Source organism: Plantactinospora mayteni (genome assembly GCF_016862935.1).
Lineage (GTDB): Bacteria > Actinomycetota > Actinomycetes > Mycobacteriales > Micromonosporaceae > Plantactinospora > Plantactinospora mayteni.
The window spans coordinates 341,254-367,492 of sequence record NZ_BONX01000004.1 but is presented as its reverse complement, the minus strand read 5'-3'; the positions used below and the strand labels follow the sequence as shown (position 1 = coordinate 367,492).

The 26,239-nt window shown below is 71.0% G+C and carries 16 protein-coding genes and 1 pseudogene; 8 read left to right on the top strand and 9 right to left on the bottom strand.

The genetic code is table 11. The features are described 5' to 3' along the window. The 3 genes from Pma05_RS05050 to Pma05_RS05040 all read left to right on the top strand — a co-directional run bounded on the left by Pma05_RS05050 (position 1) and on the right by Pma05_RS05040 (position 7,281). Complete coding sequence (locus Pma05_RS05050) at positions 1-5,445, top strand: type I polyketide synthase (protein ID WP_203856082.1); 5,445 nt, start codon at positions 1-3, stop codon at positions 5,443-5,445. Positions 5,446-5,672: 227 nt separating this feature from the next. Continuing rightward, positions 5,673-6,215, top strand: coding sequence for a helix-turn-helix transcriptional regulator (locus Pma05_RS05045; protein WP_203856081.1), 543 nt, complete (start codon positions 5,673-5,675; stop codon positions 6,213-6,215). Positions 6,216-6,222: 7 nt separating this feature from the next. Then, positions 6,223-7,281 (top strand): LLM class flavin-dependent oxidoreductase, encoded by a 1,059-nt coding sequence (locus Pma05_RS05040; RefSeq protein WP_203856080.1) that lies wholly within the window; start codon positions 6,223-6,225, stop codon positions 7,279-7,281. Between the two features lie 61 nt (positions 7,282-7,342). Here Pma05_RS05040 and Pma05_RS05035 read toward each other — a convergent pair whose 3' ends face one another. Then, positions 7,343-7,561 (bottom strand): MbtH family protein, encoded by a 219-nt coding sequence (locus Pma05_RS05035; RefSeq protein ID WP_203856079.1) that lies wholly within the window; start codon positions 7,559-7,561, stop codon positions 7,343-7,345. Between the two features lie 363 nt (positions 7,562-7,924). Here Pma05_RS05035 and Pma05_RS05030 point away from each other — a divergent pair, with 363 nt between their 5' ends. Beyond that, complete coding sequence (locus tag Pma05_RS05030; protein ID WP_203856078.1) at positions 7,925-12,925, top strand: AMP-binding protein; 5,001 nt, start codon at positions 7,925-7,927, stop codon at positions 12,923-12,925. A gap of 141 nt (positions 12,926-13,066) precedes the next feature. Here Pma05_RS05030 and Pma05_RS05025 read toward each other — a convergent pair whose 3' ends face one another. Continuing rightward, a complete protein-coding gene (locus Pma05_RS05025; RefSeq protein WP_203856077.1) occupies positions 13,067-14,014 on the bottom strand; it encodes a fatty acid desaturase family protein in 948 nt (315 codons plus the stop codon). A gap of 336 nt (positions 14,015-14,350) precedes the next feature. On the opposite strand from Pma05_RS05025, the gene Pma05_RS05020 reads away from it, so the two are divergent. After that, on the top strand, positions 14,351-17,527 hold the full coding sequence (locus tag Pma05_RS05020; protein ID WP_203856076.1) for a non-ribosomal peptide synthetase: 3,177 nt from the start codon (positions 14,351-14,353) through the stop codon (positions 17,525-17,527). 138 nt (positions 17,528-17,665) lie between these two features. Here Pma05_RS05020 and Pma05_RS05015 read toward each other — a convergent pair whose 3' ends face one another. The 3 genes from Pma05_RS05015 to Pma05_RS05005 all read right to left on the bottom strand — a co-directional run bounded on the left by Pma05_RS05015 (position 17,666) and on the right by Pma05_RS05005 (position 21,877). Beyond that, the gene (locus Pma05_RS05015; RefSeq protein ID WP_239311700.1) at positions 17,666-18,274 is read right to left on the bottom strand and encodes a nitroreductase family protein; all 609 of its coding nucleotides are present in this window, start codon (positions 18,272-18,274) and stop codon (positions 17,666-17,668) included. Between the two features lie 61 nt (positions 18,275-18,335). Further along, a complete protein-coding gene (locus Pma05_RS05010) occupies positions 18,336-18,941 on the bottom strand; it encodes a response regulator transcription factor (protein ID WP_203856074.1) in 606 nt (201 codons plus the stop codon). A gap of 632 nt (positions 18,942-19,573) precedes the next feature. Continuing rightward, entirely contained in the window at positions 19,574-21,877 is a 2,304-nt protein-coding gene (locus Pma05_RS05005) for a tetratricopeptide repeat protein (protein WP_203856073.1), read from the bottom strand. A gap of 151 nt (positions 21,878-22,028) precedes the next feature. Between Pma05_RS05005 and Pma05_RS05000 the strand changes: the two genes are divergently transcribed. Beyond that, on the top strand, positions 22,029-22,235 hold the full coding sequence (locus tag Pma05_RS05000; protein WP_203856072.1) for a hypothetical protein: 207 nt from the start codon (positions 22,029-22,031) through the stop codon (positions 22,233-22,235). Here Pma05_RS05000 and Pma05_RS43910 read toward each other — a convergent pair. The 3 genes and pseudogenes from Pma05_RS43910 to Pma05_RS04990 form a co-directional block, all read right to left on the bottom strand. Further along, positions 22,139-22,474: pseudogene (locus tag Pma05_RS43910) on the bottom strand (hypothetical protein); the annotation flags it as partial. The gene Pma05_RS05000 and the pseudogene Pma05_RS43910 overlap by 97 nt on opposite strands. A gap of 765 nt (positions 22,475-23,239) precedes the next feature. Further along, the gene (locus tag Pma05_RS04995; protein WP_203856071.1) at positions 23,240-23,788 is read right to left on the bottom strand and encodes a dihydrofolate reductase family protein; all 549 of its coding nucleotides are present in this window, start codon (positions 23,786-23,788) and stop codon (positions 23,240-23,242) included. 54 nt (positions 23,789-23,842) lie between these two features. Beyond that, a complete protein-coding gene (locus Pma05_RS04990; protein WP_203856070.1) occupies positions 23,843-24,367 on the bottom strand; it encodes a cupin domain-containing protein in 525 nt (174 codons plus the stop codon). 82 nt (positions 24,368-24,449) lie between these two features. On the opposite strand from Pma05_RS04990, the gene Pma05_RS04985 reads away from it, so the two are divergent. Further along, the gene (locus Pma05_RS04985) at positions 24,450-25,034 is read left to right on the top strand and encodes a MarR family winged helix-turn-helix transcriptional regulator (RefSeq protein WP_203856069.1); all 585 of its coding nucleotides are present in this window, start codon (positions 24,450-24,452) and stop codon (positions 25,032-25,034) included. A gap of 92 nt (positions 25,035-25,126) precedes the next feature. Here Pma05_RS04985 and Pma05_RS04980 read toward each other — a convergent pair whose 3' ends face one another. Continuing rightward, positions 25,127-25,327, bottom strand: a complete 201-nt coding sequence (locus Pma05_RS04980) for a hypothetical protein (protein ID WP_203856068.1) — start codon at positions 25,325-25,327, stop codon at positions 25,127-25,129. A gap of 314 nt (positions 25,328-25,641) precedes the next feature. Between Pma05_RS04980 and Pma05_RS04975 the strand changes: the two genes are divergently transcribed. After that, on the top strand, positions 25,642-26,031 hold the full coding sequence (locus Pma05_RS04975) for a cupin domain-containing protein (protein WP_239311698.1): 390 nt from the start codon (positions 25,642-25,644) through the stop codon (positions 26,029-26,031). Positions 26,032-26,239: the final 208 nt, after the last annotated feature.

Sequence of the window (26,239 nt, the reverse complement as noted above, 5' to 3'; positions counted from 1 at the left end):
GTGGCAGCTTCCACGCCAACGCATTCCGTCGAACCGATCGCGGTGGTCGGCATGGCATGCCGCCTGCCCGGCGCACGCGACGTCGACCAGTTCTGGCGCAACCTGATCGAGGGCCGGGAGTCGATCACCTTCTTCACCCCCGACGAGCTCCGGGCCGCCGGGGTCCCCGAAGCTGACGTGACCAACCCCGACTACGTCGCCGCCGCACCGGCGATCGACGACCCGGACCTGTTCGACGCGGACCTGTTCGGGATGTCCACGAACGAGGCCGAGATCGCCGACCCGCAGCTCCGGCTGTTCCTGGAACTGTGCCACGCCGCGCTGGAGAACGCCGGGTACGACGCGTTCCACATCGAAGAAGGCGTCGGCGTGTTCGGCACCTCCGGTCCGCCGGACTACTACTACCACCATCTGCTCGGCTATCCCGGCGCCCCCGGACTGTTCGCCGCGACCTTCAACTTCATCGACTACTTCGCCACCCGGGTCAATCACAAGCTGGCGCTGCGGGGGCCGGGCGTCTCGGTGCACACCGCCTGCTCCAGCTCGCTGGTCGCGGTACATCTGGCGAGCGAGTCGCTGCGGTCCGGGGAGTGTGACATGGCGATCGCCGGTGGGGCGGTGGTCGACCTGCCGCTCGGCCACGGTCACGTGTGGACACCCGGCGGGGTGTACACCCCGGACGGGCACTGCCGACCGTTCGACGCGTCCGGCAACGGCACCATCTTCGGCAGCGGCGCCGGTGTGGTGGCGCTCAAACGCCTCACCGACGCGATCGCCGCCGGGGACAACATCCGCGCCGTCATCCGGGCCAGCGTGGTCAACAACGACGGCGCCGACAAGGTCAGCTACAGCGCACCCAGCGTCACCGGGCAGACCGCCGCGATCGTGGAGGCGATGGCGCTCGCGGCGACCGACCCGTCCGAGATCGGGCACGTCGAGGCGCACGCCACCGGCACCGCCCTCGGTGACCCGGTCGAGGTGGCGGCACTCACCGACGCGTACACCACCCTGGTGGCCGAGCCGCTGCCACCGGCCAGCATCGCGATCGGGTCGGTGAAGTCGAACATCGGGCACCTGTCGGCCGCCGCCGGGGTGGCGTCGTTGATCAAGACGGTCCTCATGCTGGAGCACGGGGCGATCGTGCCGACCATCAACGTGGCGGCCGTCAACCCCCGGCTGGAGCTGGACAAGACGCCGTTCGAGGTGGCCACCGCGCTGCGGCCGTGGCCGCGCCGGCCCGACCGGCCCCGGGTCGCGGCGGTCAGCTCCCTCGGCGTCGGCGGTACGAACGCCCACCTGGTGCTCGCGGAGGGCCCGGCGCCGCTGGAGCAGCCCGTCACCGGCGAGCCGCGAGCGCTGATCTGGTCGGCGCGCGACGAGGGAGGTGTCGCCGAACTCGCCGACCGGCTGGGCGGGTACCTCGACAGGTGCGGCGAGATCGGGTTCGCCGACGCGGCGGCGACCTTGCAGCACGGCCGTACCCACCATCCGGTACGTGCCGGCCTCGTCGCCGCCACCGCCGCCGAGGCCGCGGCCGGATTGCGCGGCGACCGTCGTCGGGTGGCGACCGGGCAGGTCGCCGACGACGCCGCGACGACACTGCTGTTCCCCGGCCAGGGCAGTGAACGGCCCGGGATGGCGACGGGGCTGTACGGCACGGTACGCGCCTTCACCGTGGCGATGGACGAGTGCCTGGAGCTGTTCGAGAAGGACGGCGTCGAGCTGTACGACACCTGGACCACGGGTGCGGTGTTGCCGCCGGATCCGACCGTCGTCCAGCCGCTGCTGTTCGCCGTCGAATACTCGATGGCGGCCATGTGGACCGGCCTGGGTGCCGCACCCGCCACCGTGCTGGGCCACAGCCTCGGCGAACTCGTCGCGGCCACCGTCGCCGGCGTGTTCGACCTGCCGGACGCGGCACGGATCGTCGGCGCCCGCGCCGCGGCGATGGCCGCGCACCCGTGCGAAGGTGGCATGCTCGCCGTCGCCGCCCCGGTCGACGCCATGACGGAGCTGCTGGCCGACGGAGCGTCCGGTGAGGTCGTGGTCGCCGCGATCAACAGGCCACGGCAGACCGTCCTCTCCGGACCCACCGAGGCGCTGGAGAAGCTCCGTACGGCGCTGCTGGGGCGGGACATCCGGTCCCGGATGCTTCCCACCGCCCACGCGTTCCACCACCCGGGGTGGGCCGCCGCCGTCACACGGTGGCGTACCGCCTTCGCCGACGTGCGGCCACGCGCGCCCCGGCTGCGGCTGATCAGCGCGCGGACCGGTCGCTCGGTCACCGCCGAGGAGGCGACCGACCCGGCGTTCTGGACCGATCAACTGCTCCACCCGGTCCGGTTCTGGCCGGCGATGGAGCGGTTGCTGGCCGAGGGTGAACACACCCTGCTGGAGTCCGGGCACGGCAACACCCTCACCGGGCTGGCGCGTACCCATCCCGCGCTGGCCAGGCAGGGCCGGGCCGTCGCGGTGACCCTGTCCGAGGACTCGGTCGCGGGGGCGTTGACGGCAGCCACCCGGTTGTGGGTGCGCGGGGTGCCGATCGACTGGGCCGCCGCGGGGCAGCCGAGCCCGATGCGCCGCGCCGCCCTGCCCGGCTACCCGTACCGACGCAGGCGGTACTGGGTCGACCGGCGTGCACGGGTGGCCCCGCCAGCCCCGGTCGTCGAAGCCGAGCCGGTCGGGGCGGTCGAGCACGGGCCGGCGGCCGAGTCCTCGCACTCCACCGCCGAGGCCGTCCCCTTCAGCGTGCTGGGGTGGAGTCCGCAGGAGCGGCCAGCGGCACCGCTCCCGGCCGGCGGTACCGCCCTGGTGCTCCTGCCCGCTTCCGGAGACGCGGCCATGGCCGTGCTGCTCGCCACGCAACGCGCCGGCCTGCGGGTCGTCCGGGTACGGCCCGGCACCGGGTACGCCGAGCGGGCGGGTGAGTTCACCGTGGACATCGGCCGGCACGACGACCTGGACCGGGTGCTGTCGACGCTCGCCGAGCGGGGCGGGTACCCCGACGTCCTGGTGCACGCCGCGGCGCTCGACCCGATGCCGGAAGCGACGTCCGGCACCCTGCCGGGCCAGCTGGACGTCGCGTTCAGCAGCCTGCTGGCACTCGCTCAGGGCGCGTTGCGCCACCCGCCCGGGCGCACACCGCCACGTCTCGTCGTGATCACGGCGGGGGCTGTCGACGTGTCCGGCAGCGACCCGGTCGTTCCCGCGAAGGCGACCGCGCTGGGGTTGGTGCGTACCCTCGGTGGCGAGGCGCCCGGCCTGACCGCACGGGTCATCGACGTCGGTGCCCGGGTACCCGCCGCCGAGGTGGCCGAGGAACTGCGGGTCGACCGCGCCACACCGGTGGTGGCGCTGCGCGGCCGGCAGCGATGGCTGCCCGTCGAACGACCGCTCACCGTGCCGACGGCCGACCGGGAGGTCATCCGGGAACAGGGCGTGTACCTGATCACCGGCGGTTTCGGTGGTCTCGGCACGGCGGTGGCGTTCGGCCTCGCCCGCACCGGTCTGCGCCCGCGTCTCGTGCTGGTCGGACGACATGACCCCACCGCCGGAGCCGTCGACGACCCGGCCACCGGGCAGGCCCGCGACGCCGTGGCCGAGCTGCGTGCGCAGGGCGCCGAGGTGCTGACGATGGGCGCCGACGTCTCCGACGCCGCCGCCCTCGCCGCGGTGGTCGACGCCGTGACCACCCGGTACGGTCCGGTGGCCGGCCTGTTCCACCTCGCCGGCGTACCGGGCGACCGGATGGTCGCGTTCCGGAAGCCGGCCGACGCCGTGGCCGTACTCCGGCCGAAGACGTTCGGCACCGTCGCCCTCACCGAAGTCTTCACGACCCGCCCACCACTGGACTTCGCGGTGTTCTTCGCGAGCCGGGCCGGCGCGGAGGGCCTGGTCGGTGGCGCCGACTACGCCGCGGCGAACTGTTTCCTCGATGCGACCGCGGCGGTCTCGCCGCTCGCCGACGGCCGGGTGCTCAGCATCGACTGGCCGGTCTGGCAGGGCGCCGGCATGGTCGATCCGGACGGCCCGGACCTGATGCGGCTGTCACGTACCGTCGCCGCACTGGCCGCCGGTGCCACCGTCGGTACCCGGCACGCCGCACCGTTGCCGCCGGCAGCCGAGATCGTCTGGGCCGGTGAGGTCGGCGCGGCCACCCACTGGGTCCTCGACGAGCACCGGGTGGCGCGCAAACCGCTCATGCCCGGGACCGGATATCTCGACCTGGTCGTCACCGTCGTGACCGAGCGCGCCGGCGACCCGGCGTGCGTGGTGGAACTGACCGACGTGGTCTTCCGGGCACCACTGTACGACCAGAAACGGCGGGAGGTACGCCTCACGCTGCAACCCGCGCCCGACGGCGCGGACGCGCACGACTTCGCCGTCGCGTCACGTCCGGTGGCCGACCCGGTAGGGGAGTGGACCGAGCACGTCACCGGCCGGGTCGCCACCAGCACCGAGGCCGAACAGGTCGACGACCGGCGGGTCGACGTCGACGCGATCCGGCACCGCATCGAGGCAGCCGGACCCGCCGGCGGTTCCGCCGGTGGTGGCCCACGTCCGTTCCAGCTCGGGCCGCGCTGGCACAACACCGCCGAGGCGTGGCGGTCGACCGAAGAACACCTTCTCCGGCTGGAGCTGTCCCCGGCGTTCGCGTCCGACCTGACCGAGCACCGGCTACATCCCGCACTGTTGGACACCGCGACCGCGGCGATCCGCACCCCGGAGCAGACGTCGTTCGTACCCTTCGTCTACCGGCGGCTGGTGCTCTACCGGAACCTACCCGGACGGCTGTACGGACACGCGCGGCGTCGGCCCGCCGATGCCGACACCGCGCTCGGCGACGTCGACCTGATCGCCGAAGACGGCACCGTCCTCGCTTCGGTGCAGGGCTTCACGATGCGGCGTACCGACTTCACCGACGGCTGGGACCGGCAGGCCCCGCCGTCCGGCGCGGCCACGGCGCCGCCGGGCCACCAGGAGCCGGCACCGGCCAGCGGGCTCGACCCCGACGAGGGCGTACGCCTGCTGTGGCGGTTGCTCTCCGCCCGCGCCTCCGGAGTGGTGTTGGTACGGCCGTACGAGGATGGCCGACCGGTCCCGCTGGGCGCCGTACTGGAACCGACCGTGGCGGAGCCATCAGTCCTCCCGTCGGCGGTGAGTGCGCCACCGGCGACGGTGGGCGTGACCGCCTCCCCGGCCATCCCGGCGTCCCAGGCCGACCCCGACGTACGACTGCGCGATCTGTGGGCGCAGATCCTCGGTACTCCGCCGACCGGCGACGACGAGGATTTCTTCGACGCCGGTGGGAACTCGCTCGCCGCGGTCGAGTTGATGGCCCAGATCCGGGCGGTGTTCGGGGTGCGGCTCAGCATCGGTCTGCTGCTGGAGCGGAGGACGTTCGGCGGGCTGCTGGCAATGCTGGCCGAATCGGAGGGATGAACCTTCGACGGGATTTCCCGGTCGACGAGGTCACCTCATTTCGTCGACCGGCGTCGCTGTCCCCAGAACTGGCGGCAGCGACGGCCCGGAGGGTTGACCTACGTTCGTTTTCGCATCTGCGTCAAGTGAGTACCAGGAAAGTGAAACACCAGGAAAGTGAGCGACCGGGGGCCATGGTGATCCGAGTTCACGTTGTTGAACGCAGTCCCATTTTCCTCGCGGGCCTGGTGGACATCTTCAGCCGCGACGGGTTCACCGTTTCCGGCGCGCAGGGCACCGCCACCGACGCGCCCTCGTGGCGTACCGACGTGGTGGTGGCCGACCCGCAGGCGTTGCGGGGCACCACGGTGGAGGAGTTCACCCACCGGTCGGCCCGGGTGGCGCCAGTGCTGCTGACGCTTCCGGCCGCCGCCGACGAGGACGTGGCACGGTACCTGCGGGCGGGTGTCGCGGGATTCGTGGGTCGCGCCGCCGCCCCGGACGCCGTACGCGAGGCGACGCGGGTCGTCGTCAAGGGCGGTCACCATTTCGGGACCGCGTCCGACGCCGAACGGCCGGCGCTGTCCCCGAGGGAACGACAGGTGCTACGTCACATCGCCCGCGGCCTCACCCACAGTCAGATCGCCCGGTTGCTCGGGATCAGCGGCCACACCGTCGACACCTACGTCAAGCGCATCCGGGCAAAGCTCGCGCTGGGCAACAAGGCCGACCTCACCCGTGCGGCCGTACTCGGCGACTTCTGCCAGCCGTCACCGACTCCGGGAAGGTAGCGGTTCAGTGCTGGAGCTGTACGCGACGAGCCCGCGGGCGGACGAGCCGTCCCCCACGCATTACCGGGAGCGGGCGCTGGAGGTGGCGCGGTGGGCGGAAGCCTCGGCGTGCCGGGGCCTGCTGATCTTCACCGACCACCATGCCGGCGATCCGTGGGCCCTCGGCCAGTTCCTCCTGGAACGCACCGAGCGGCTCGTGCCGTTGGTGGCCGCACAGCCGGTGTACATGCACCCGTTCACCGCCGCCCGCCTGGTCAGCACCATGAGCTTCCTGTACGGCCGGCCGGTCGACCTCAACCTGGTGACCGGCGGCCACCCGGATCACCTGCGCGCCCTCGGCTGCCGGCTGGACCACGACGAGCGGTACGACCAGCTCGTCGAGTACGGCAGGATCATCACCGCACTGTTGGTCGACCAGGAGCCGATGAGCCACGCCGGACGCCACTACGACATGCCGGAGGCCCTGCTGAGACCCGCGTTGCCGGCCGACCTGATGCCCCGGATCTTCGTGGCGGGTGCGTCGGAGGCATGTCATCGGGCGGCCCGCGAACTCGGCGTCGTGCGGCTCACGTATCCGCGTGCGTTGAGCGAGTACGAACCCGGGTCGTCGGCGCTCGCCGGCGCCGGCATCCGGGTGGGGATCATCGCCCGGGACACCGGTGAGGAGGCGTGGCGGGTCGCCCACGAACGCTGCCCGAAGGATCCGGTGGCCGAACGGCTGGCGCGGATAGCCTCCCGCTCCACCGATTCACACTGGTACCGGAGGCTCCAGGCGGACGCCGAAACCCGGCTCAGCACGGACGACTGCTACTGGCTGTATCCACTCCGGTCGGGCCGGGAGTACTGCCCGTACCTCGTCGGCAGCCATGCTGAGGTGGCTCGGACGTTCGCCCGCTACCTCGACATGGGCATCACCACACTGATCCTTCAGGCGCCACGCGCGGAGGCGGACATCCGGAACGCGGAGATCGCGGTGCGCCTCGCGGAGTCGCTGCGGTCCGTTGCCACCCCAGCGGGCGGGCCCGCCGCCGAGTCCGTGCCGGTGGGCAGCACCGACGGCCGCTAGCGGTGGCCGATCTCGCGTCCGTGGCGTAGGCGCGGTCCTGTCGAGGTGCCCCTCGACGCGCTCAATCCGCGGCGCAGTCTCCGGCAGCCATTCCGGCGCGCAGGCTCAGTGGCCGCAGGTCGGTCCACACCTCGTCGATGTACGTCAAGCACTCGGCCTTCGGCCCGCTCGGCCCGGACGACCGCCAACCGGCCGGTATCTCGCGGTCGGCGGGCCAGATCGAGTACTGCTCCTCGTCATTGACCACGACCTGGAACGTGCGGTCCTCGTCGTCGAACACAATCAACTCCTCGGGAGAGCACCGGGACCCCGCGCCGCCAACCGGCGGGCATGTCGGCGCTCGGTTGGCGGAGGCCAGGCCGCGTTCCAAGGTCTGTGACTGGTGAGCACGATCCCGGGCAGGAGACGTGCCATGAACGCGCGGCGGCGCGGTGTCCTACGTCTTCCCGGATGCTACGGCCGCGCCGTCGCCCGCCCCTGTCGCCAGAACTCGGGACGGCGGTGATGAACCCGCCAGCACCGCGATGGTCCGCCGCACCCTGGGGTGGCCCGCCGCCAGCTCGGGGCGCGGCGCGGTACTCGTTTTCAGGGACGTGTACGGCATCGGAGGCACCGGGAGGATGTGGTCGGCAGGGAGGTGGCGGTGCCGAACGGGCCGGTGATCGAGAGCGGAGCATCGCGGATGACCTGGGACCCGGCTGTGGCGCACCTGGTCCACCAACGGATCGCGCAGCACGCCGTGGCGCGCCCCGACGCCGTGGCCGTGGTCGGCACGGCCGGGGCACTGGCCTACCGCGAGTTGGGGATCCGCGCGAACCAGTTGGCGCACCGCCTGCGGCGCCTCGGCGTCGGTACCGAGGACGTCGTCGCCGTGATCGTCGACCGGGACAGCGCCGACGGGCCGGTCGCCGCCCTCGGCATCTGGTCGGCGGGCGGGGTCTACCTACCGATCGACCCACGGACCCGGCCGGTGCGGGTAGCGGCGATGCTGGCCGCCGCCAGCGCCCGCGCCCTGGTCGGGACGGCCGCTGCGGTGCTGCCGTACGCGGACCGGTGCGCGGCGACGGTGCTGCTGGATGTCGACCGGGCGGAACTCGCGGCCGAACCGGTGCACCCGCCAGCCGTGCCGATGACACCGGACCACCTCGCCTATCTCGTGCCGACCCTCGGAACGGCCGGGGAGTCCAGACCGGTCGCCGTGCCACACCGGGCGATCCTGGCCGCCGTCGACTCCGTCGCCCTTCGGTCCGACCCCGGCCACCGGGAGGGCGGTTACCTCTGCGTGGCGACGCCGTCGTTCGAGGTCTACGTCGGCGACCTGGTGAGGGCGCTGGGATCCGGTGGGCGGCTGGTCCTCTGTGACACCCACCAGGTGCTGGATCCGCCGCGGCTGCTCGACCTGATCGAGCGGACCGGCGCGCAGCACGCCGTCTTCACCCCCACCGTGCTGCGCCCACTGGTCGACCACGCGGAGCGGACCGGCCGCACCATCCCGCTGCGGCAGATCCTGGTGAGGGGCGAGGACTGGCCGGTGGCGCAGTCGTTGCGGCTGCTGCGGGTGGCGCCCGACGCTCGGCTGCACAACGTCTACGGCACCGCCGAGACGGCGGTCGAGAACCTGTCCCATGACGTCACGGCCGGCGAGCCTGACGGCGACCGAGTGCCGATCGGCCGCCCGTTCCCCGGCGTCCGGGCCCTCGTGCTCGACGCGGATCTGCGGCCGGTTCCCGCTGGTCGTACCGGCGAGCTGTATCTCGCCGGCCCGACGGCCGCCCGCGGGTACCACGGGCATCCGGTCGCCACGGCGGAGCGGTTTGTCCCGTGCCCCGAAGGACCGCCGGGCGAGCGGATGTACCGGACCGGCGCCCTCGTCCGGCAGCGGCCCGACGGCGCCCTGGTCTCTGTCGGCCGCGCCGACGACGAGATCGAGATTCGCGGGGTACGAGGATCGCTGCGCGCGGTGGAGGCGACCTTGGCCCGCCATCGCGGTGTCTCGTCCGTCGCGACGGTGTTGGTGCGGCGAACCGGTGACGCCGTGCTGGTCGCACACGTCGTTCCGGTCGGCGCGAAGGAAGGGCTCGAACAGCGGCTGCGGGACCACGCCGCGGCGACGCTACCCCCGGCGATGGTGCCGGTCGCGGTGCGGCTCTGGGATCGGCTGCCGGCCACCCCCGGCGGCGGGCTCGATCGACAGGAGCTGGTCCGACAGTCCAGCGTGGACCTGGGCGACACCTCCCCAGCCGCCGTGATCGGGGCGCTCTGGGGAGAGCTGCTGGGTCAGCCGCCCGGTACCGACGACGAGGACCTCTTCGACGCCGGTGGCAGCTGGATCACGGCGACGCGGCTCGCGGCTGCCGTCCGCGCGGCGCTGCGCACCGACGTGTCGGACGCCGAGGTGTTCGCCGCGCCCACCGTCGGCGGAATCGCCAGCGCCGTGCCGAAGGAAACCGCCGGGCCTCCGGGCAGGGCGACGCCGCTCTCCCCGTTGCAGCGACGGATCTGGCTTCTTCACCGGCTTGAGCCCGACAATCCGGCGTACCACATTCCGGCCCTGGTGCGCCTGACCGGCTCTCTGGACCGCGACCTCCTCAACCGTGCCCTCGCCCTGCTGGTCGAGCGCCACGACGCGCTGCGGACGAGGATCACCGCCGGCAGCGACGGCGCTCCGCGGCAACACGCTGTCCAGTCCGGGCCGCTCCAGGTCGAGCTGGTCGAGGTCGCCGACCGATCCGCCGCCGACCTCGTCGAGGAACGGATCCGAGTACCCTTCGACCTCACCGCCGGGCCGCCGATCCGGGTGGCGTTGCTGCGCCACGCTCCCGATCGCCACGAGTTGCTGATCGTCGTGCACCACATCGTCTTCGACGGCTGGTCCGAACGCGTCCTCGTTCGCGAGCTGGGCCAGGTGTACTCCGCACTGGTGGCCGGAGCGGCACCGGACCTGCCGGCACTGCCGGTCAGCTTCGCCGCCGTCGCGGCCTGGCAGGCGCGACGGTTGGCCGACGGGACGGTCGACGCGGATCTTGAATACTGGCGTGAGCACCTGTCGGACCTGCCGCCGCCGCTGGATCTGCCCGACCCGGAGGGCCCGGGCGGCGGGTCCCTGGGCGAGGTTTCCCGGCGGCTCTCCGAGGCGCTGACCGCACGGATCCGGGCCACTGCCAGCGGCCACCGGACAACCGAGTACACGGTGCTGCTCACCGCGTTCGCCGCGTTGCTCGGTCGCTGGTCGGGGCGGCCGGACCTGGTGGTGGGCGTGCCGCACGCCGCCCGCGATCGCGAAGAGCTCGACCTCGTCGTCGGCTTCTTCGTCACCACGCTGCCGTTGCGGCTCCGCATCCCCGGGGAGATGACGTTCACCAGCGCGGTGCGACGGGTCGGCCAGGCCGTCGGGGCCGGGGTGGCCCACTCCGAGGCGCCGTTCGACCGGATCGTCGTGGATCTCGGTCTCGGCGGGAACCCGCGCCGCAGCCCGCTGTTCCGGGCCTGGTTCAACCTGCTCGGTTCGCCGACAGCGGCGCCGGAGATGACGGGTCTGCACACCGAGTTCGCGCAGCCGCCGGCAACCGGTGCCCTCTTCGACCTGAACGTCTATCTCACCGAGGAGCCGGACGGCTACCGGCTGCGGCTGGTACACGACACCGGTGTGATCGACGCGGGGCACGCCGCCGAGCTAACGGACCAGTACCTGTTGCTGCTCGACGCGGTCTGCACCCACCCGGACGTACCCGTCGGCCAGCACGACGTGCGGACACCGGCGAGCCGGAGGGCGCTACCCGACGAGGCCCTGGACCTGGCGCCCGACCCGGCACCGCCGTTGCTGGCGACCCTGTGGTCGGTCCGGGAACGCTGTCCCGGCCGGACGGCGGTGACCGGTGGTGGCGGTGACCTGAGCTACGCCGACGTGTACGACCGTGCCGTCGAGCTGGCCGGCAGGCTGCTCGCCGCCGGCGTCGGACCGGGCGACGTGGTCCCGGTGTTCGCCGCCCGAACGCCGGCGTTGGTTCCTGCGCTCCTGGGCATCATGGCCGCCGGTGCCGCATTCACCGTTCTCGACGCCGGGTACCCCGCCGAGCGGCTTGCCGAGCAGCTGCGGCAGGTGGATGCCCGGACCGGTGTGCGTGATCCCGCGGCCGGTGACCTCCCGTCGGCGGTGCGGCGGGTCTGCCCGCAGTGGCTGGACGTGGCGGACGGGGCGGCGCCGGTCGACGGCAGCCCGGGGCCGGCCCCCGCCGATCCGGCGATGTACGTGGCCTTCACCTCGGGCACGACCGGCGTACCGCAGGGCATCGTCGGCGGCGCCACCCCGGTCGCCCACTTCCTGCGCTGGTACGTCGACCGGTTCGACCTCGGACCCGGCGACCGGTTCGCGGTCCTGTCCGGTCTGGCCCACGATCCACTGCTGCGTGACCTGTTGACCCCGCTGTGGGTGGGGGGAACCGCGTGCGTGCCTCCCGGAGAACTCCTGCTGGCCCCGGCCGCCCTGCGTCGGTGGCTCGCCGACCAGCGGGTCACCGTAGTGCACCTGACCCCACCGCTGGCCAGACTCCTGGCCCGGCCGCGGGGCGCGCCGACGTCGGCGGCCCGGCTGATCGTGCTCGGCGGTGACACGATGCGACGATCCGATGTCGAGCGGGTGCGCTCGTGGGCGCCGCACGCCGTCGTGGTCAACGCCTACGGAGCCACCGAGACGCCGCAGGTCGCCGCGCTGGCCGTGGTCCCGCAGCGGTGCTCCGGCGAGCCTGTCGACGGTCCGGCGCCGGTTGGTGCGGGCGCCCCGGGCACGCAGTTGCTCGTTGTCGACGGGGCCGGTCGGCCGGCCGCGGTCGGCGAGCGCGGGCAGATCGTGATCCGCGGCCGATACCTGGCCGAGGGCTACCTGCGCGGTCCGGATCCTGGCCGTTTCACCGGCGACCCGGTGCCCGGGCACCGTCGGTTCGCCACCGGCGACCTGGGCCGGTACGGCACCGACGGCACGGTGACCGTGTTGGGCCGACCCGACGACCAGGTGAAGATCAACGGCGTCCGATTCGAACTGGCGGAGATCGAGCGCCGGCTACGCGAGCATCCGGCGGTGGCGGATGCCGTCGCCGCGGTCCGGAGCGGGCAGGCGGGCGTACCGGTCGTCATCGCGGGCGTCGTCGCGGCGCCAGGCGCGGAGCCGGACGAACCAGGGATCCGTGCGTTCCTCCGCACGGTGCTCCCCGAGCCGGTGTTGCCGGCGCGGATCGTCGTCGTGGACGCGATCCCGGTGAGCGGCAATGGCAAGGTCGATCGGGGTGCGCTTCCCGAGCCGCCGCCGGTCCGCCACCCTGGCCACACCGCGCCGGTGTCCGAAATGGAACGGACCATCGCCGCGCTCTGGTGCGAAGTCCTCCGCGTCGACCAGGTCGCGGTGACCGTGAACTTCTTCGACCTGGGCGGCAGTTCGCTGCTGATGGCGGTCCTGCATGTCGGGTTGGAGGAGCGACTCGGCCGCAGCGTGCCGGTCACCCTGCTCTTCGAACACCCCACGGTGCGCGCGCTGGCCCAGCACTTCACGGCCGGTGCGTCCGTCGGCACGGCGGGCTGGCGGCCCGGTCGGAACATCGGCACGTTGCGGGAGCGCCGTCTCGCTGCCCGTGGTACGCACCGGAGCCGATGACGCCGGCTCGCACCGAGGATCCTCCGACCGCGACGACCGTCCGCCGGACGATCGATCCGGTGGCGACCTGCTCCCGTGGCTGTCAGCGGGGCGCGCGAGCAGCCCCCGGTGGGGTCGGTCCGACCCTGCGATGTGCGGGCACTACGGGGGGATCTCGCGCGCGTGGCGCCGCCGGGTACCGGCTACCTCCCGGATCACCTCCCGGTAGAACGACCAGTAGCTGCGTTCGACGTACTTGGCGATCTGCCTGACCCGCGGGTGCCGCTCCGGCAGCCGGTGCAGTGGCACGGTCATCGCGGCGTGGTGCTCGATGTGCAGGTTGTTGCCGTTGGTGAACCAGGTGCTCAGTCGACTGCCGGTGATCGAGCGGGTGTTCCGGAGTACGTCCCGGGTGTCGTCGCACATGACGTGTTCGGGGAGTTCCACGGCGAAGTGGAGGGGGACCGCCACCAGCAGGAGCGGAGCGACCCACAGTTGCAGTACGAGTTCGCCGAGGCCGCCGACCGGAGCCAGCACAGCGCCGACTATCGCGCCGCCGATCAGGCGGTACTCGACCGTGCAGTCCCGGCGGAGCCGCTCCGAGATCTGCCCGTCCTCGTACCGCCAGTTGCCCCTCCAACTCCGCCAACTGGCGACCATGACGATGACGAGCCGGCGGTAGTCGAACAGCCCGTGCACGAGGGTGGCCATGGTGAGCGGCCCCCGGCTGTCGAAGCCGAAGAACTCGGTGTCCCTGTCGGTGCCGAGGTGTCGGTGGTGCTGGAGGTGGCGCACCCGGTAATGGCTGTACGAGACGAGCATCGGCAGCCCCAGGAGGAGGCCCACCACCCGGTGTGGTGCGGGCCGTAGGAACGCGGAGTGGTGCAGGCACTGATGCTGTAGCTCGACCATGTGGGTGTAGACGGCACCCAGCACGATGATGCCGACGACGATCGTCACGGCGTTGCCGACCAGCACCAAGGCGATCCCGGTGAACGTGATGGCCAGCGCGACGACGAGCTTGACGACGAAGACCCGCTGGTCGTGGGGCGTAACCCGGGCGCGCTGGAAGAGTATCTCCGGCTGCGGCGCGGTTGTCGTCTCGGACACTGCGTCAGCTCCGTGGCAGGCATCTCGGATCGGACGGCTTCGGGTCGATGCGCCAGGTCGTGCGGAGCGGTGCGGGGCCGGGTCGACACCGACGAAGCCGGTGAACCTTTTCAACCTCCCCTTGCGGTCCGTCGTGGTCGCAGGTGGAGTCGGGCGCACGCGCCGCGCGGTTCAGGTTGAAAGAGATTCAGTGATAGAGGCTGTCACGGATCGGGGCCGCCGTGTCCGGCCGGAGGGGTCCCAGAAACCTGCGACAGGTCGCTGGATCATCGAGCTGGATATCTTGTTCCTGGTCCGGCCTGGCTTTCGGAACGGCACGAGCTGCGGTGGAGGGTGATGGTGTTCCCGTTGTCGTCCGCCCAGGAGCGGCTGTGGTATCTGGATCGGCTGTCTGGGCCGGGCGCCACACACCACCTACCGGTCGTGGTGCGAATGCGCGGGCCAGTCGAGGTGGCAATTCTGGAGCTGGCCCTGGCGGATGTGGTCGGCCGGCACGAAAGCCTCCGGACCAGGTTCACGGAAGCAGCGGGAGAGCCACACCAGACGGTGCTGCCGCCGGCCGAGCGGCCCCTGTCGCTGCGAGTGGTGGAATGCGCTCCGCCGCAGCTCGACGACGAGGTACGCGCTGCGGCGTCGCCCCCGTTCGACCTGGCCGTAGACCTGCCGGTGCGGGCATCGTTGCTGCGGCTGGCGCCGGACGAACACGTGCTGGTGCTGGTCCTGCACCACATCGTCGCCGACAGCTGGTCGATCGCTCCGCTGCTGCGGGACCTGGGCGTGGCGTACCGGGCGCGGCTGCGCGGGGCAGTGCCCGCCCTGCCACCGCCGGCAGTGCCGTACACGCAGTTCAGCCTCTGCCGACGGCACCTGCTGGATTGCACCGAGGACGAGGACGGCCCGATGGCGGCCGGGCTGCGCTTCTGGCGGGAGACGCTGGCCGGGCTGCCGGAGGAGTTGGCGCTGCCATCCGATCGTGCCCGACCGGCGACCTCCGACAACCGTTGCGGGGAGATCCGCTTCGACATCCCACCGGGTACCCACGCGGCGCTGCGGGTCATCGGCGAGCAGGCTCGGACGACCCTGGCCGTGGTGCTACAGGCGGCTGTCGCGGCCATGCTGTCGAGGTTGGGTGCCGGCACGGATGTCCCGCTCGGCGTCCCGGTCGCCGGCCGCACCGACGAGGCGCTGGCTGACCTGGTCGGCCTGGTCGGCAATGTGGTGGTCCTCCGGGTGGACGTGTCGGGCAACCCGACGTTCCGGAACCTCGTCGGCCGGGTCCGCGACTTCAGCCTCGCCGCGGCCGTGCACCAGAACGTGCCCTTCGAGCGGCTTGTCGAGGACCTCAAGCCCGCCCGGTCCCGTTCCCTCTACCCGCTGGCCCAGGTCGGTGTCGAGGTTCACGACGCTGAGCTGGCGCTGGACCTGCCAGCCGTCGACACGCAGGTCGAGCTGCGCGCGATGACCGCGGCGCGTGCCGATCTGAGCCTCGTGATGCGGCAGCGGACGACGCCGGACGGGACCGCACAAGGGATCAGCGGAGCCGTCGAGTACGCAATCGACCTCTTCGACACGCAGACGGCCGCGGTACTGGCGGAACGGTTCGTCCACTGGCTGGACATGCTCGGCACCGAGCCGGACCGCGAACTGACGACGCTGGACGTCCGGACCCCGGCGGAACAGGAACTGCTGCGGGCCTGGAACGACACCGGCGTGGCGCTACCCGACAAGACGATCACCAGGATCTTCGAGGAGCGGGTGGAGGCGACTCCGGACGCTACCGCGCTGGTCAGCGGAGCGGTACGGCTCCGCTACCGCGAACTCAACGCCTGGGCCAACCGGCTCGCCCACCACCTCATCGACATCGGGGTACGCCCCGATTCGCTGGTCACCGTCGCGCTGCCCAGGACGGCGGAGGCCGTCGTCGCTTGGCTGGCGGTCGGGAAGGCGGGCGGGGTCTACACGCCGATCGACCCGTGCCTCCCGATCGACCGCATCCGCGCCGTCATTGCCGACGCACAGCCGGTGGCGTTGGTGACGACCGAGTCCCTCGCGGCGGCCGTCGACGGGGTGGCGGCCAGCCCGGTCCTGGTCACCGACCACGACCAGCGAGCCCGCCCCGAACACGACCCCACGGACGCCGACCGCGCCCCGCTCCGGTTGGACCACGCGGCCTACGTCATCTACACCTCCGGCTCGACCGGGCGCCCGAAGGGGGTGACGGTGCTGCACCGGGCGGTGGCGAACCTGTGGCACTACCACGCCGAGGTCACCTTCCCACCGCCCGCGACGTCCGGGCACCGGCTCCGGGTGGCGCTCTCGGCCTCGCTGTCGTTCGACACCTCGTGGGAAGGCGTGCTGGCGATGATCGCCGGACACGAGTTGCATCTCTTGGATGAGCTGCACCGACGTGATCCCGCACGGATGGTCGAGTACGTCGTGGCGCACGGCGTCGGGCAGCTCGACGTCACACCCAGCTTCGCGCAGCAGCTCGTCGCGCATGGCGTGGTCGCCGGTGACAACGCACCCAGGACCTTGATGCTCGGCGGCGAGGCGGTCGGTCAGGCCCTGTGGAACGACCTCCGCGCGGCGCCGCGCACCACCGCGTTCAACTACTACGGCCCCAGCGAGTTCGGCGTGGAGGCGACCGGCTGCCGGCTCGCCGAGTACGACCGCCCCACCATTGGCCGGCCGGTGTTCAACTCCCGGGTGTACGTACTGGACGAGTACCTCAATCCGGTTCCTCCCGGGATGCTGGGGGAGATCTATCTCGCCGGTGCCAACCTGGGCCGCGGTTACCTCGGCTGTGCGGGAATGACGGCGGCCCGGTTCGTGCCGAACCCGTTCGGAACACCGGGCGAGCGGATGTACCGCAGCGGAGACCTGGCGCGGTGGACGAGCGACGGATTCCTGCTCTTCGCCGGGCGCGCCGACGACCAGGTGAAGTTGCGCGGCTTCCGGATCGAACCGGCGGAGATCGAAAACGCCATCCGCACCCATCCGTCGGTCACGGAGGCGGCGGTGATCGTCCGGGAGGACACACCGGGCGACAAGCGCCTGGTCGCATACCTGGCGACCGTCGGCGGCGTCGACGTCGACCTCAGCCAACTGCGGTCGAACCTGGCCCGGGTGTTGCCCGATTACATGGTGCCGGCCGCGTTCGTGGCGCTGGACGCGTTGCCGCTGACCCCGAACGCGAAGCTCGACCGGCGGGCATTGCCGGTCCCCGACTACGGCGCCCGGTCGACGGGTCGGGCCCCGACGACACTGCGGGAGAGGGTTGTCGGAAGCCTCTTCGCGGAGATCCTCGGGATCCCGTCGGTTTCCCTCGACGACGACTTCTTCGAGCTGGGCGGGCATTCCCTCCTGGCAACCCGCCTCGTCGCCCGGATCAACTCGTCCCTCGGCGTCGACCTCGATCTGATGAGGATGCTGGGTAGTCCGACGGTTGCCGGCGTGGTGGCGGAACTGGACGGCGTGCGCGACCCGGCGCTGGAGGAAAGCGGGTCCAGGTGAAGCCGTCCCGCCGGGCCATGACGGTGCGGCGGCGTACCCGTGCCACCGCACCGATCGTGTCCGGCATGTGTGTTCCACCGGCAGTACGCACCGACACCGGGTCGGTGCAGGTCGGCAGCGCCGAAAGCCACCAGGCGGTCACCAACCGTCGCGGTGTATCACCGTGGAGAGTGGTGTGCGCCGGGCGGGCCGGAATGTGTCGCCGAGGAAATACGCTGTCGGCAGCAGTACGCCCTGGAACACGGTCTCCGGCAGCCGCAGCAAGTGGCCGATCTCCTGTTCGTGGCGTAGGTGCAGCATCGTCCACGTGGTACCGAGACCGCGTGCCCGAGCCGCCAGCGCGTAGGACCAGGCGGCCGGCAGCAGCGACCCCCACAACCCCGCTTGATTGCCCGGCGGCAGCGTGGGCTGGCCGACGTCGATGGCCGCTATGACCAGCACCGGCACTTCGCCCATGTGGTCGGCGAGGTAGCGGGAACTGTGTGCCTGCCGCTGCTCGGCGGGACTCTGGCCGGCGCCGCCGCCGTGGGTACCGGCAGCCAGGCGCTCCCGGACCCCCTCCTCCAGGTACGCGTAATATGCCCGCCGGTAGTAGTGGCCGATCTGGCGCCGAAGATCGGCGTCGGTGACGACGATCCAGTGCCAGTTCTGGGCGTTCTGCGCGGTCGGTGCCTGCACCGCGACCGCAATGCATTCGTCGATCAGCGCCGCGGGAACCGGGCGCGTCAGATCCAGCCGTCGCCGCACGCTGCGGGTGGTGGTCAGCAGTTCGTCGGGGGAGAGGGTGTCACGGGGAGGAACGGCCACCTCAGCTCGCCCGGCCCAGGTCGCGCATGACGGCGGCGCGCGTCAGCTCCGCCTTGTTCCCGACCCCGAGCTTCGACCTGATGCGCTTGATGTACGTGTCGAAGGTGTGCTGGCTGATGCCGAGGGCGCGGGCGCCCTGCCGGTGGGTGAGGCCGCGCGCGATCTGGGTGAGCACCTGAAGCTCCCTTGGTGACAGCGCATCCGGCTCGTCGGGTTGCGGGCCGGGGCCGGGCCGGCCGCTGATGTCAGCGGCGACCGAGGTGCCGATGAAGCTTTTTCCACCGGCGACCGCCCGCAGCCCCTCCGCGACGATGTTGACCGGCGCACAGTGGTCGAGGACTCCGGCGACGCCCGCCCGGACGAAACCGTCGATGCTTTCGGCGCTGGTGTCGTCGACGAGGACCGTGACGGGTGCGGCCGGTGCGTCCATGGCCAACAGATCGTCCAATGTCATGTCCTGAAGCGTGGCCAGGTCGATCAGGAAGACGTCGGTAAACCATCGGGAACTCAGCGGGGAGCGCGTCACGTCACGTACCGCGAAACCTTTATCGCCCAACGTGACGGTCAAGCCGTGTACATATATCGGGCACGCGCCGAAAACGCTCACTGTAATCATCTGAACCCCTTCCCCGTCGTTGTTGCCACTTCAACCGCTTGCAGCCACGAGCGGCGACGCCGGTCGAGCTCCACATGCGTGTCGAACGTGGTACGTGTTTTCCCGCGCGCCAGCGCTAACCGCGGCGCAGCGGAATACACGGCCACCACCCGGATGTGTAGGGGCGGTAGTCGTCAGAACTGCCGATGGCGAAGTACATCACCGGCGCGACTGCCCAACAACCGACTCGCACTGTTCGGAACGGACTCGAACAACGTCGGACGGTACGGTGCGGAGACGCGCCGGCGCCGATTTACCGTTCTCCACGCCGGATATCCGGCCGAGCGGCCGGCCGAGCGGCGGCGGTCGGCGACCGCCGCGACAGGTGTGCGTGATCCCGCGGCCGGCGACGTCCCGGCCGCACTGCGGTACATCTGTCCACAAGGGCTCGACGTGGTGATCGACGCGGTACCCGCCGCCCGCCTTACGGCTACCGGCCGGCCCAGCGGGTAGCGCGATCTACCTGGCTGCCACGTCCGGCACGACCGGTGTGCCGCAGGGCATCGTCGGCGGCCAGCTGCTGGCCCGGTTCTCGACGAGGGCCGGCTGCGGGATCACCCGGCGGTCGCGCCCGTAGATGAGAATCACCCCGCCTCGGAACGAGCGTTCGCCGATATTGTGCCCGGCTCGACGAGCCGCGCCAGGTCGGCTGCCCGTTCGGCGTCCCCCATCCGGGCGAACAGTCGGCGGGCCTCGTCGAACGCGGTGTGTGCCGCCTCGGGGTCCACGCCCGCGTACGCCCGTCCCAGGGTGGTGAGGGCCTTCGCCTGATACGAGTGCCAGCCGCGGGTACGCCACAGCGCCACCGACTCCTCCAGAAGGCCGATCGCCCGCCGCACATGTCCCTCGGCCAACTCGATCTCGCCCAGGATCTCCAGCGCCTCGGCGAGGTGGTGGCTCATGTTGTATTCGCGGCTCAACAGCATCGCCGACTCGGCGACCGCGCGGGCTCGTGAGTTGCCGCGCCGGAGGTACACGCGCGCCAGCCCGAGGATGGTCAGCACCTCCGTGTAGTGGTCACGGTAACGTCGCGTGATCGCCAGCGAGTCGTCGAGCATCCGTTCGCTGGTTTCCAGGTCGCCGAGTCCCTGGTAGCCGATTCCGAGGAACTGTAGGGCGGTCGCCTCGGACCGGGGGTTCCCGAGCGCGCGGGCATGCTCCAGCGCGGCAGCGGCGTACTGGACCGCCGGCTCGTATCTGGCCTGCTCGAAATTCGCGACGGCCAGCCCCAGACAGGCACGCACCCGCCCGCCGAGATGCCCGGACGACTCGGCGAGGCGGAGCGCCCGGATCGCCAGCGAGACCGCGGACCGATAATCACCCGCAGCGATCATCGCCCACGAGCACATCACCGCGGCGTCCGAGCTGCCCGCCTCGTGCTGGAGTTCGGTGAACATGTCGAGCAGCCGGAACGCCTCGCTGCGCAGCCGGGCCATCGCCACCCCGTCACGGGCGCCGAGCGCCCAGGTCAGCACGTCGATCAGCCCGCGAAGCATGACGGCCTCGCCGAGCCGGTTGCCGGCTCGCTGGCACGTGGCCAGCACCGCGTCGTTCGTGCTGGCCCATTCGGCGTACAGGCCGCGCAGGTCGAAGTACTTCTCCAGGCAGCCGGCCAGGTCGAAGGCGAGCGGGTCGAGGTCGAGCTGGCACGCCTGGCGTACCGCGGCGAGCAGCGCCACCCGCTCGGCGTCGAACCAGCGGACCGGGTCTACCAACCGCAGCACGCCGTCGGCCCAGTCGATCGCCGGCCGGATCGCCGAACCCCTGATCTCCGCGAACGACGGCCCGGGGATTCCGGTCGCCAGCCGCTCGGCGAAGGCCAGCCACCCGCCGAGTCCGAGTTCGAGTACCCGTCGTCGGTCCTCCTCCGGTTCCTCGATGACCGCGCGTTCCCGCGCGTACAGGCGGACCAGGTCGTGGAACCGGTAACGGAGCTGACCGGCGACGTCGGGGACGGCCACGGCGAGCAGTTGCGCGTCGACCAACGCCTCGGCGTACTCGATCGCCTCCTCGGGCGGGCAGCCGAGCACAAGCGCGGGAAGCCAGTACGGAAAGTCCGGCATGTCGAAGAGGCCGAGCCGGCGGAACAGCCGTCGCAGCGGTACATCCAGCCCTCGGTAGCTCAACTCGAGTGAGGCGCGGACCGCGAGATCCCCGGTGGCCAGCCGATCGAGTCGCCGGCTCTGCTCGCGCAGCATGATCGCGACCGTGGCCAGTGGCCAGGAACGCCGGGCGGCGAGCCGCGCCGCGGCGATCCGGACCGCGAGCGGCAGCCCGGCGCACAGGTCGACGATCTCCCGGGCGTCGGCGGCCTGCGCGGCGACGCGATCAGGTCCGGCGATCTGACACAGCAGGTGCGTGGCCTCCGAGGCGGAGAACATGTCGAGGTCGATGAACCTGGCGCCCTCGATGCCGGTCAGTCGGGCGCGGCTCGTCACCAGGACCGCGCAGTTGCCCGTGCCGGGCAGCAGCGGCCTGATCTGCTCCTCGGACCGCGTGTTGTCGAGGACCACGAGCACCCTGCGGCCGGCCAGCCGGTCGCGGTAGACCTCGGCCCGTTCGTCCGGGTCGTGTGGCACTGCCCGCCCGTCCACCCCGAGCGCCCGTAGGAAGCGGGCCAGCACGAGACCGGTGTCCAGCGGCACGGCCTCCGCGCCGCGTAGGTTGACGTACAGCTGACCGTCCGGGAACTCGTCGGCGACCAGGTGCGCGACGCGTACCGCGAGCGCGGTCTTGCCGACGCCGCCCATCCCGGACAGCGCGGCGATGACCGGCGCGGTCGCCGCCTCGCCGTCGTCTTCGGCGGTGGTGAGCAGCCGGCGGAGGTAATCGATGTGTGCGACCCGGCCGGTGAAGTCGGCGATATCGCCGGGCAGTGACGCCGGCACCGACCAGGTCGATCGGAGCGGCGGAGGTTCCGCCGGCGTCGACTCGACGGGTGCCGGCCACAATCCGGCAGCGGGCGGTACGGGCGCGGGACGCGAAGCGACGGAGACGTTCTCCGGTGTCACCGGTGCGGCGCTCGACACCGTGGCTGCGGTGTCCGGAGTCGTGACGGTCCGGGCCGCCACCGCGTTTCGTGCCCTTACCCAACTGGCCACAGTCGCCTCGTCACCGCCACACGCCCGGACGAACGCCTCGACGAACCTGGGCCGGGGCACGGTCGAGCGGCTCAACGTCGACGCGATCGTGCTGGCCGGCAAGAGGTCACCGGCCGTCTGTGCCTTGGCGGCGAGCTGGCGGTAGGTGATCCCGGCCCACGCCCGAAGTTCGCGCAGCGCCGCGACGAATTCTTCCGGCGTGGTCGCCTGATTAGGGCGGGGGCATCCGATAGCTTCCTGGTTTGGTACTGATTCGACCACTCCAGCTCGCTTTCCCCGAATCTCTTGATCGTCCGGGAGTTTAGAGGGGGACCGGCCGCCCAGCCAGCCTCCGGTCGATGCCCGAGGCGCGGTGGACGACGGTGCCGCTGGCGCCGAGGGCATCATCGTCGGACTGGCGGAACAGCTCGGCTGAACGCCGCCGAGCGGACCGGTGCGGCCAAGCACCTACTTGCTCTCGCCTAGGGTGCTTGTGTGAGCGCCGGGGAGACCACGGAGGCTGTGCGTCTCCACAAGATTAAACGTCCTGGTGGTGTCTTCTGGTTCGATCTTCGTCAGGTGATGCAGGCCCTGGCTGACGCGTGGATGGCAACTGCTTCGCCAGCCGATCTGAGACCGGCCGTGCGCGCTCGTCGGCGGGTCTGGGCATCGATCTCGCAGCAGGTCGGTCGCGAAGGGTGACGGCTCTAGCTGGGGCGGCGCCGCACGGGCGGCGGCAGTTGCGGATGCCTCGCGGGATCGTCACGTCCTGTTGCGGGCTTCTGCCAGGCACTTGATGTGGGCTGTCCTTCGCTTCAACAGGCGTCGTTGGTACGGCGCGATCAGTGCCCGGGTCACCACCGCGCCCAACGGCCCCAAGGGTGCGCTGATGGTCATGCGGTCGGTCATCCGCGTTCCGAAGCCATTGAGGTCTTCGAAGTAGTGCTCGTGGCGTAGGAAGCGGAAGGTCCGGGCAACGGGGGGTGCCGACGGGGTGGGAGACGGTGCGGGTGTGGGAGCGAGCGTGGAGACGATAGCAGCGAGTACGAGGCTGGGATTCACGGGTTGGCCCTTCTCGGAGAAGAAGAATGGGCCGTGAGTCGCCATTGCTGGCGGCCCACGGCCCTCGGATGCTTCAGTTATGCCACGGTCGGTTTGCGGTGGCTCGGGTCAGGGGCGCGTGGGGCGGTAGGTCAGGACGACGACGCCCGAGGTGAAGGTGGTGCTGTCGACGAGTTCGACGGTGGTGACGCTCTCGGGGCGGAAGAGGGCCTCGCCGCCGCCCTTGATGACGGGGTAGATCCAGACTTTGTATTCGTCCAGGAGCCCGTGCTTGGCCAGATCGTCGGTGAGTCGGCCGTTGCCCCAGATGAGGATGTCCTTGCCGGCTTCGGATTTCAGCGCGGTCACGGCTTCGATGAGCTTGTCGCCCGGGATGAGGTGCGAGTTGTCCCACTCGGCCGGCTTTTCGAGGGTCGAGGACACGGCGTATTTGGCGATGCTGTTGACGTGGTCGGCGTAGGGGTTGCCGCCCATGGCTGGCCATGCCTGGGCCATGCCTTCGTAGGTGGCGCGGCCGAGCAGGAGCGCGTCGCAGCCGAGCGTGAGGTTCAGCGCGTACGCCATGGCGTCCTCGCTGTTGTGCTGCATGGACCACAGGTGCGGGTCGTCGATGAAGCCGTCGAGGGTGGTGTAGGTGGAAGCGATGATCTTTCGCATGATGTCTCCCTAGGAGTGTGTGCAGCTAGGTGTTGATACGGGTTGAGGGTGCGGTCAGGCGGCTGCGCGAGTTCGTCGCCAAGGGGTGCTGTCGACGAAGTGGGTGTCGAAGCGGTCTTGGACCGCCAGCAGATCCTGGGGGTCGGCGCGGCCGTGGCGGACGCGTTCCAGCAGGCGGAAATAGGCGAACCGCTCCACACCCGGGGTGATCACGATCAGCGCGTCGGCACCTGACCCCGAAGCGGCCGCGAAGGCGTGAACGGTGTGCGGCGGGACCACGAGGGTGCCGCCGGCCTCGACCTCCACCACCTCCTCGCCCGCCAGGACCTGCAGCCGCCCGTCCAGGACGAAGAACAACTCGGCCGAGCCACGGTGATAGTGCGGGGTCGCGCCGTCCCTGCCTCGCCCCAAGGTTGTGCGACTGGCTCCCAGTAGGCCACCGGTGGCCGACGCGTCGGCCAGCAGCGCGATGGTGTCTGACCCTGCGCCAAGGAACTCAGCGTCCTGCGCGTGTACCACCAGGGGCTTGAACCCGGGCTGCTCGGCCGGAGGCGTCCCCGGCGGGTGCGTTCCGCTCATGCCAGAGATGATTGCACGTCAGATAGTACGATGTCAAACTATAAGATGGCGCTTGTATCTGACCTCGAACTAGAGTGAGGGCATGAGCGCCGCAAACAGGTATGACCACACCCCCGCTTCCACCTCACCCGACACTGCTCCCGCCACGCGCGGGAACAATCCGACAGCCGCCCCGGACGCGGTGGACGCGGTGGTCACCGCCTGGCAGCGGGAACGCCCGGACCTGGACCTCACCGCGATCGCGGTGGTCGGCCGGCTGGGCCGCGTGAACCTGCTCCTCGGCCCCGCCCAGGAGCAGGTGTTCACCAAGTTCGGCCTGCAACGCGGCGAGTTCGACGTCCTGGCAGCGCTGCGCCGATCTGGGGCCCCGTACGCCCTCAGCCCTTCACATCTGTCCGACCTGCTGATGCTCTCCCGAGCAGGGATGACCAACCGGCTGGACCGGCTGGAGTCCGCCGGAATGATCGAACGCTCCCTGGACCGCGCCGACCGGCGCAGCTTCCAGATCCGCCTGACCGAACAGGGCTACGACACCGTCGACGCCGCCATGACGCAGCACACCGCCAACGTCACCGCCCTGCTGGCCAACCTCACGCCCCGAGAACTGACCACCCTGGACGCCCTGGCACGCAAACTCCTGCACCACCTGACCACCCCCGCCCGATGAAGTCCAGCACGGCCATCCGACCGTCGGCATGTCCGCCCACCCCGACACCAGCCCTCGCGTCATCGCGTGGCCGCTTCGAGTACCAGCGCCAATCACGCTGCCAGCCGCGGCAGTTGCAGCGCGGTCATGCCGTCGGCGCTGACCGTGTCGATGGCGGCGTCACCCGGCAGCAGGGCGGCGACGCCCCGTCGTTCGTTGCGCTCGACCGCGTGCATCAACGAGCAACTCCCCAGATCCTTGCTCATCGCGTACGCGGTAGGCATCCCCGCCGGACCGTCTCGTGTCTCACTCACGACGTGTACTCCCTGCCCTCGCCCGCTCGTTCACCTCACGCCCCACGCACCAAAGATCGTCCACGCCTCGCCCGGGTCACCCCCGGTACAACTTCCTATGCCCGCGACCTGTCCGGCCGGTCGGTTGCCGACTCGTCGAGGTTCTAGGCTCGGCGACGGAACCCGTCACCGGCACCCTGGCTCAGACACAATGGGAAGGAACCGCGTTGTCGCTACCCGCCTACCCACCTTCGCGCTACGACGGAGAACACGGTCACAGCCGCACGCACCTCAGAAGAGCGGACCAGCCACCGGACATCACCTATCCAAACGGGGTGAAGGTCACCTACCTCGCGCGCGGAACGGAGACGTTCGGCGACTTCGGCCTCTACCGGTGGGACTTCAGCCCGGAGCTAAGCGGACCCGGCCCGCACTTCCACCGCGGCCTTTCCGAGTCGTTCTTCGTCCTTGACGGAAACATCCGGCTGTACTCCGGCGACCGATGGGTCGACGCCGGCGCCGGAGACTTCCTGCACGTACCACCTGGCGGGATACACGGGTTCCGCAACGAGTCCGGTGAGCCGGCGTCGATGCTGTTGCTGTTCGCGCCGGGCGCGCCCCGAGAGGAGTACTTCGAAACCCTCCTCAAGCTGCGCGATGGTTCGCTGGAGATTAGCGAGTCCGAGCGGGACGCCTTCGGCACCCGGCACGACAACTGGGACTGAACCGTTCCGGGTAAACCACTAATCACCAGGAGTGCTGCCCGGAATCGGTTGAGATTGGTGGGAATCGCCATGTTAGGAAAGATCAACACATAAGGACGCGGAACTCCGATACGAAAGAGGTTCCGGAGGCCATGTAGGCGGCGAGGATGTAGTTGGGGTGGCGGTCGAGGTTTTTGCGGGCGCGGTCGTAGCGCATGGTGGTGCGTGG

Bases quoted from the DNA above. Each gene is read 5' to 3' on its own strand.
- Pma05_RS05020 (WP_203856076.1), top strand. From the start codon at position 14,351: ATGGTGTTCCCGTTGTCGTCCGCCCAGGAGCGGCTGTGGTATCTGGAT.
- Pma05_RS04995 (WP_203856071.1), bottom strand. From the start codon at position 23,788: ATGCGAAAGATCATCGCTTCCACCTACACCACCCTCGACGGCTTCATC.
- Pma05_RS04990 (WP_203856070.1), bottom strand. From the start codon at position 24,367: ATGAGCGGAACGCACCCGCCGGGGACGCCTCCGGCCGAGCAGCCCGGG.
- Pma05_RS04985 (WP_203856069.1), top strand. From the start codon at position 24,450: ATGAGCGCCGCAAACAGGTATGACCACACCCCCGCTTCCACCTCACCC.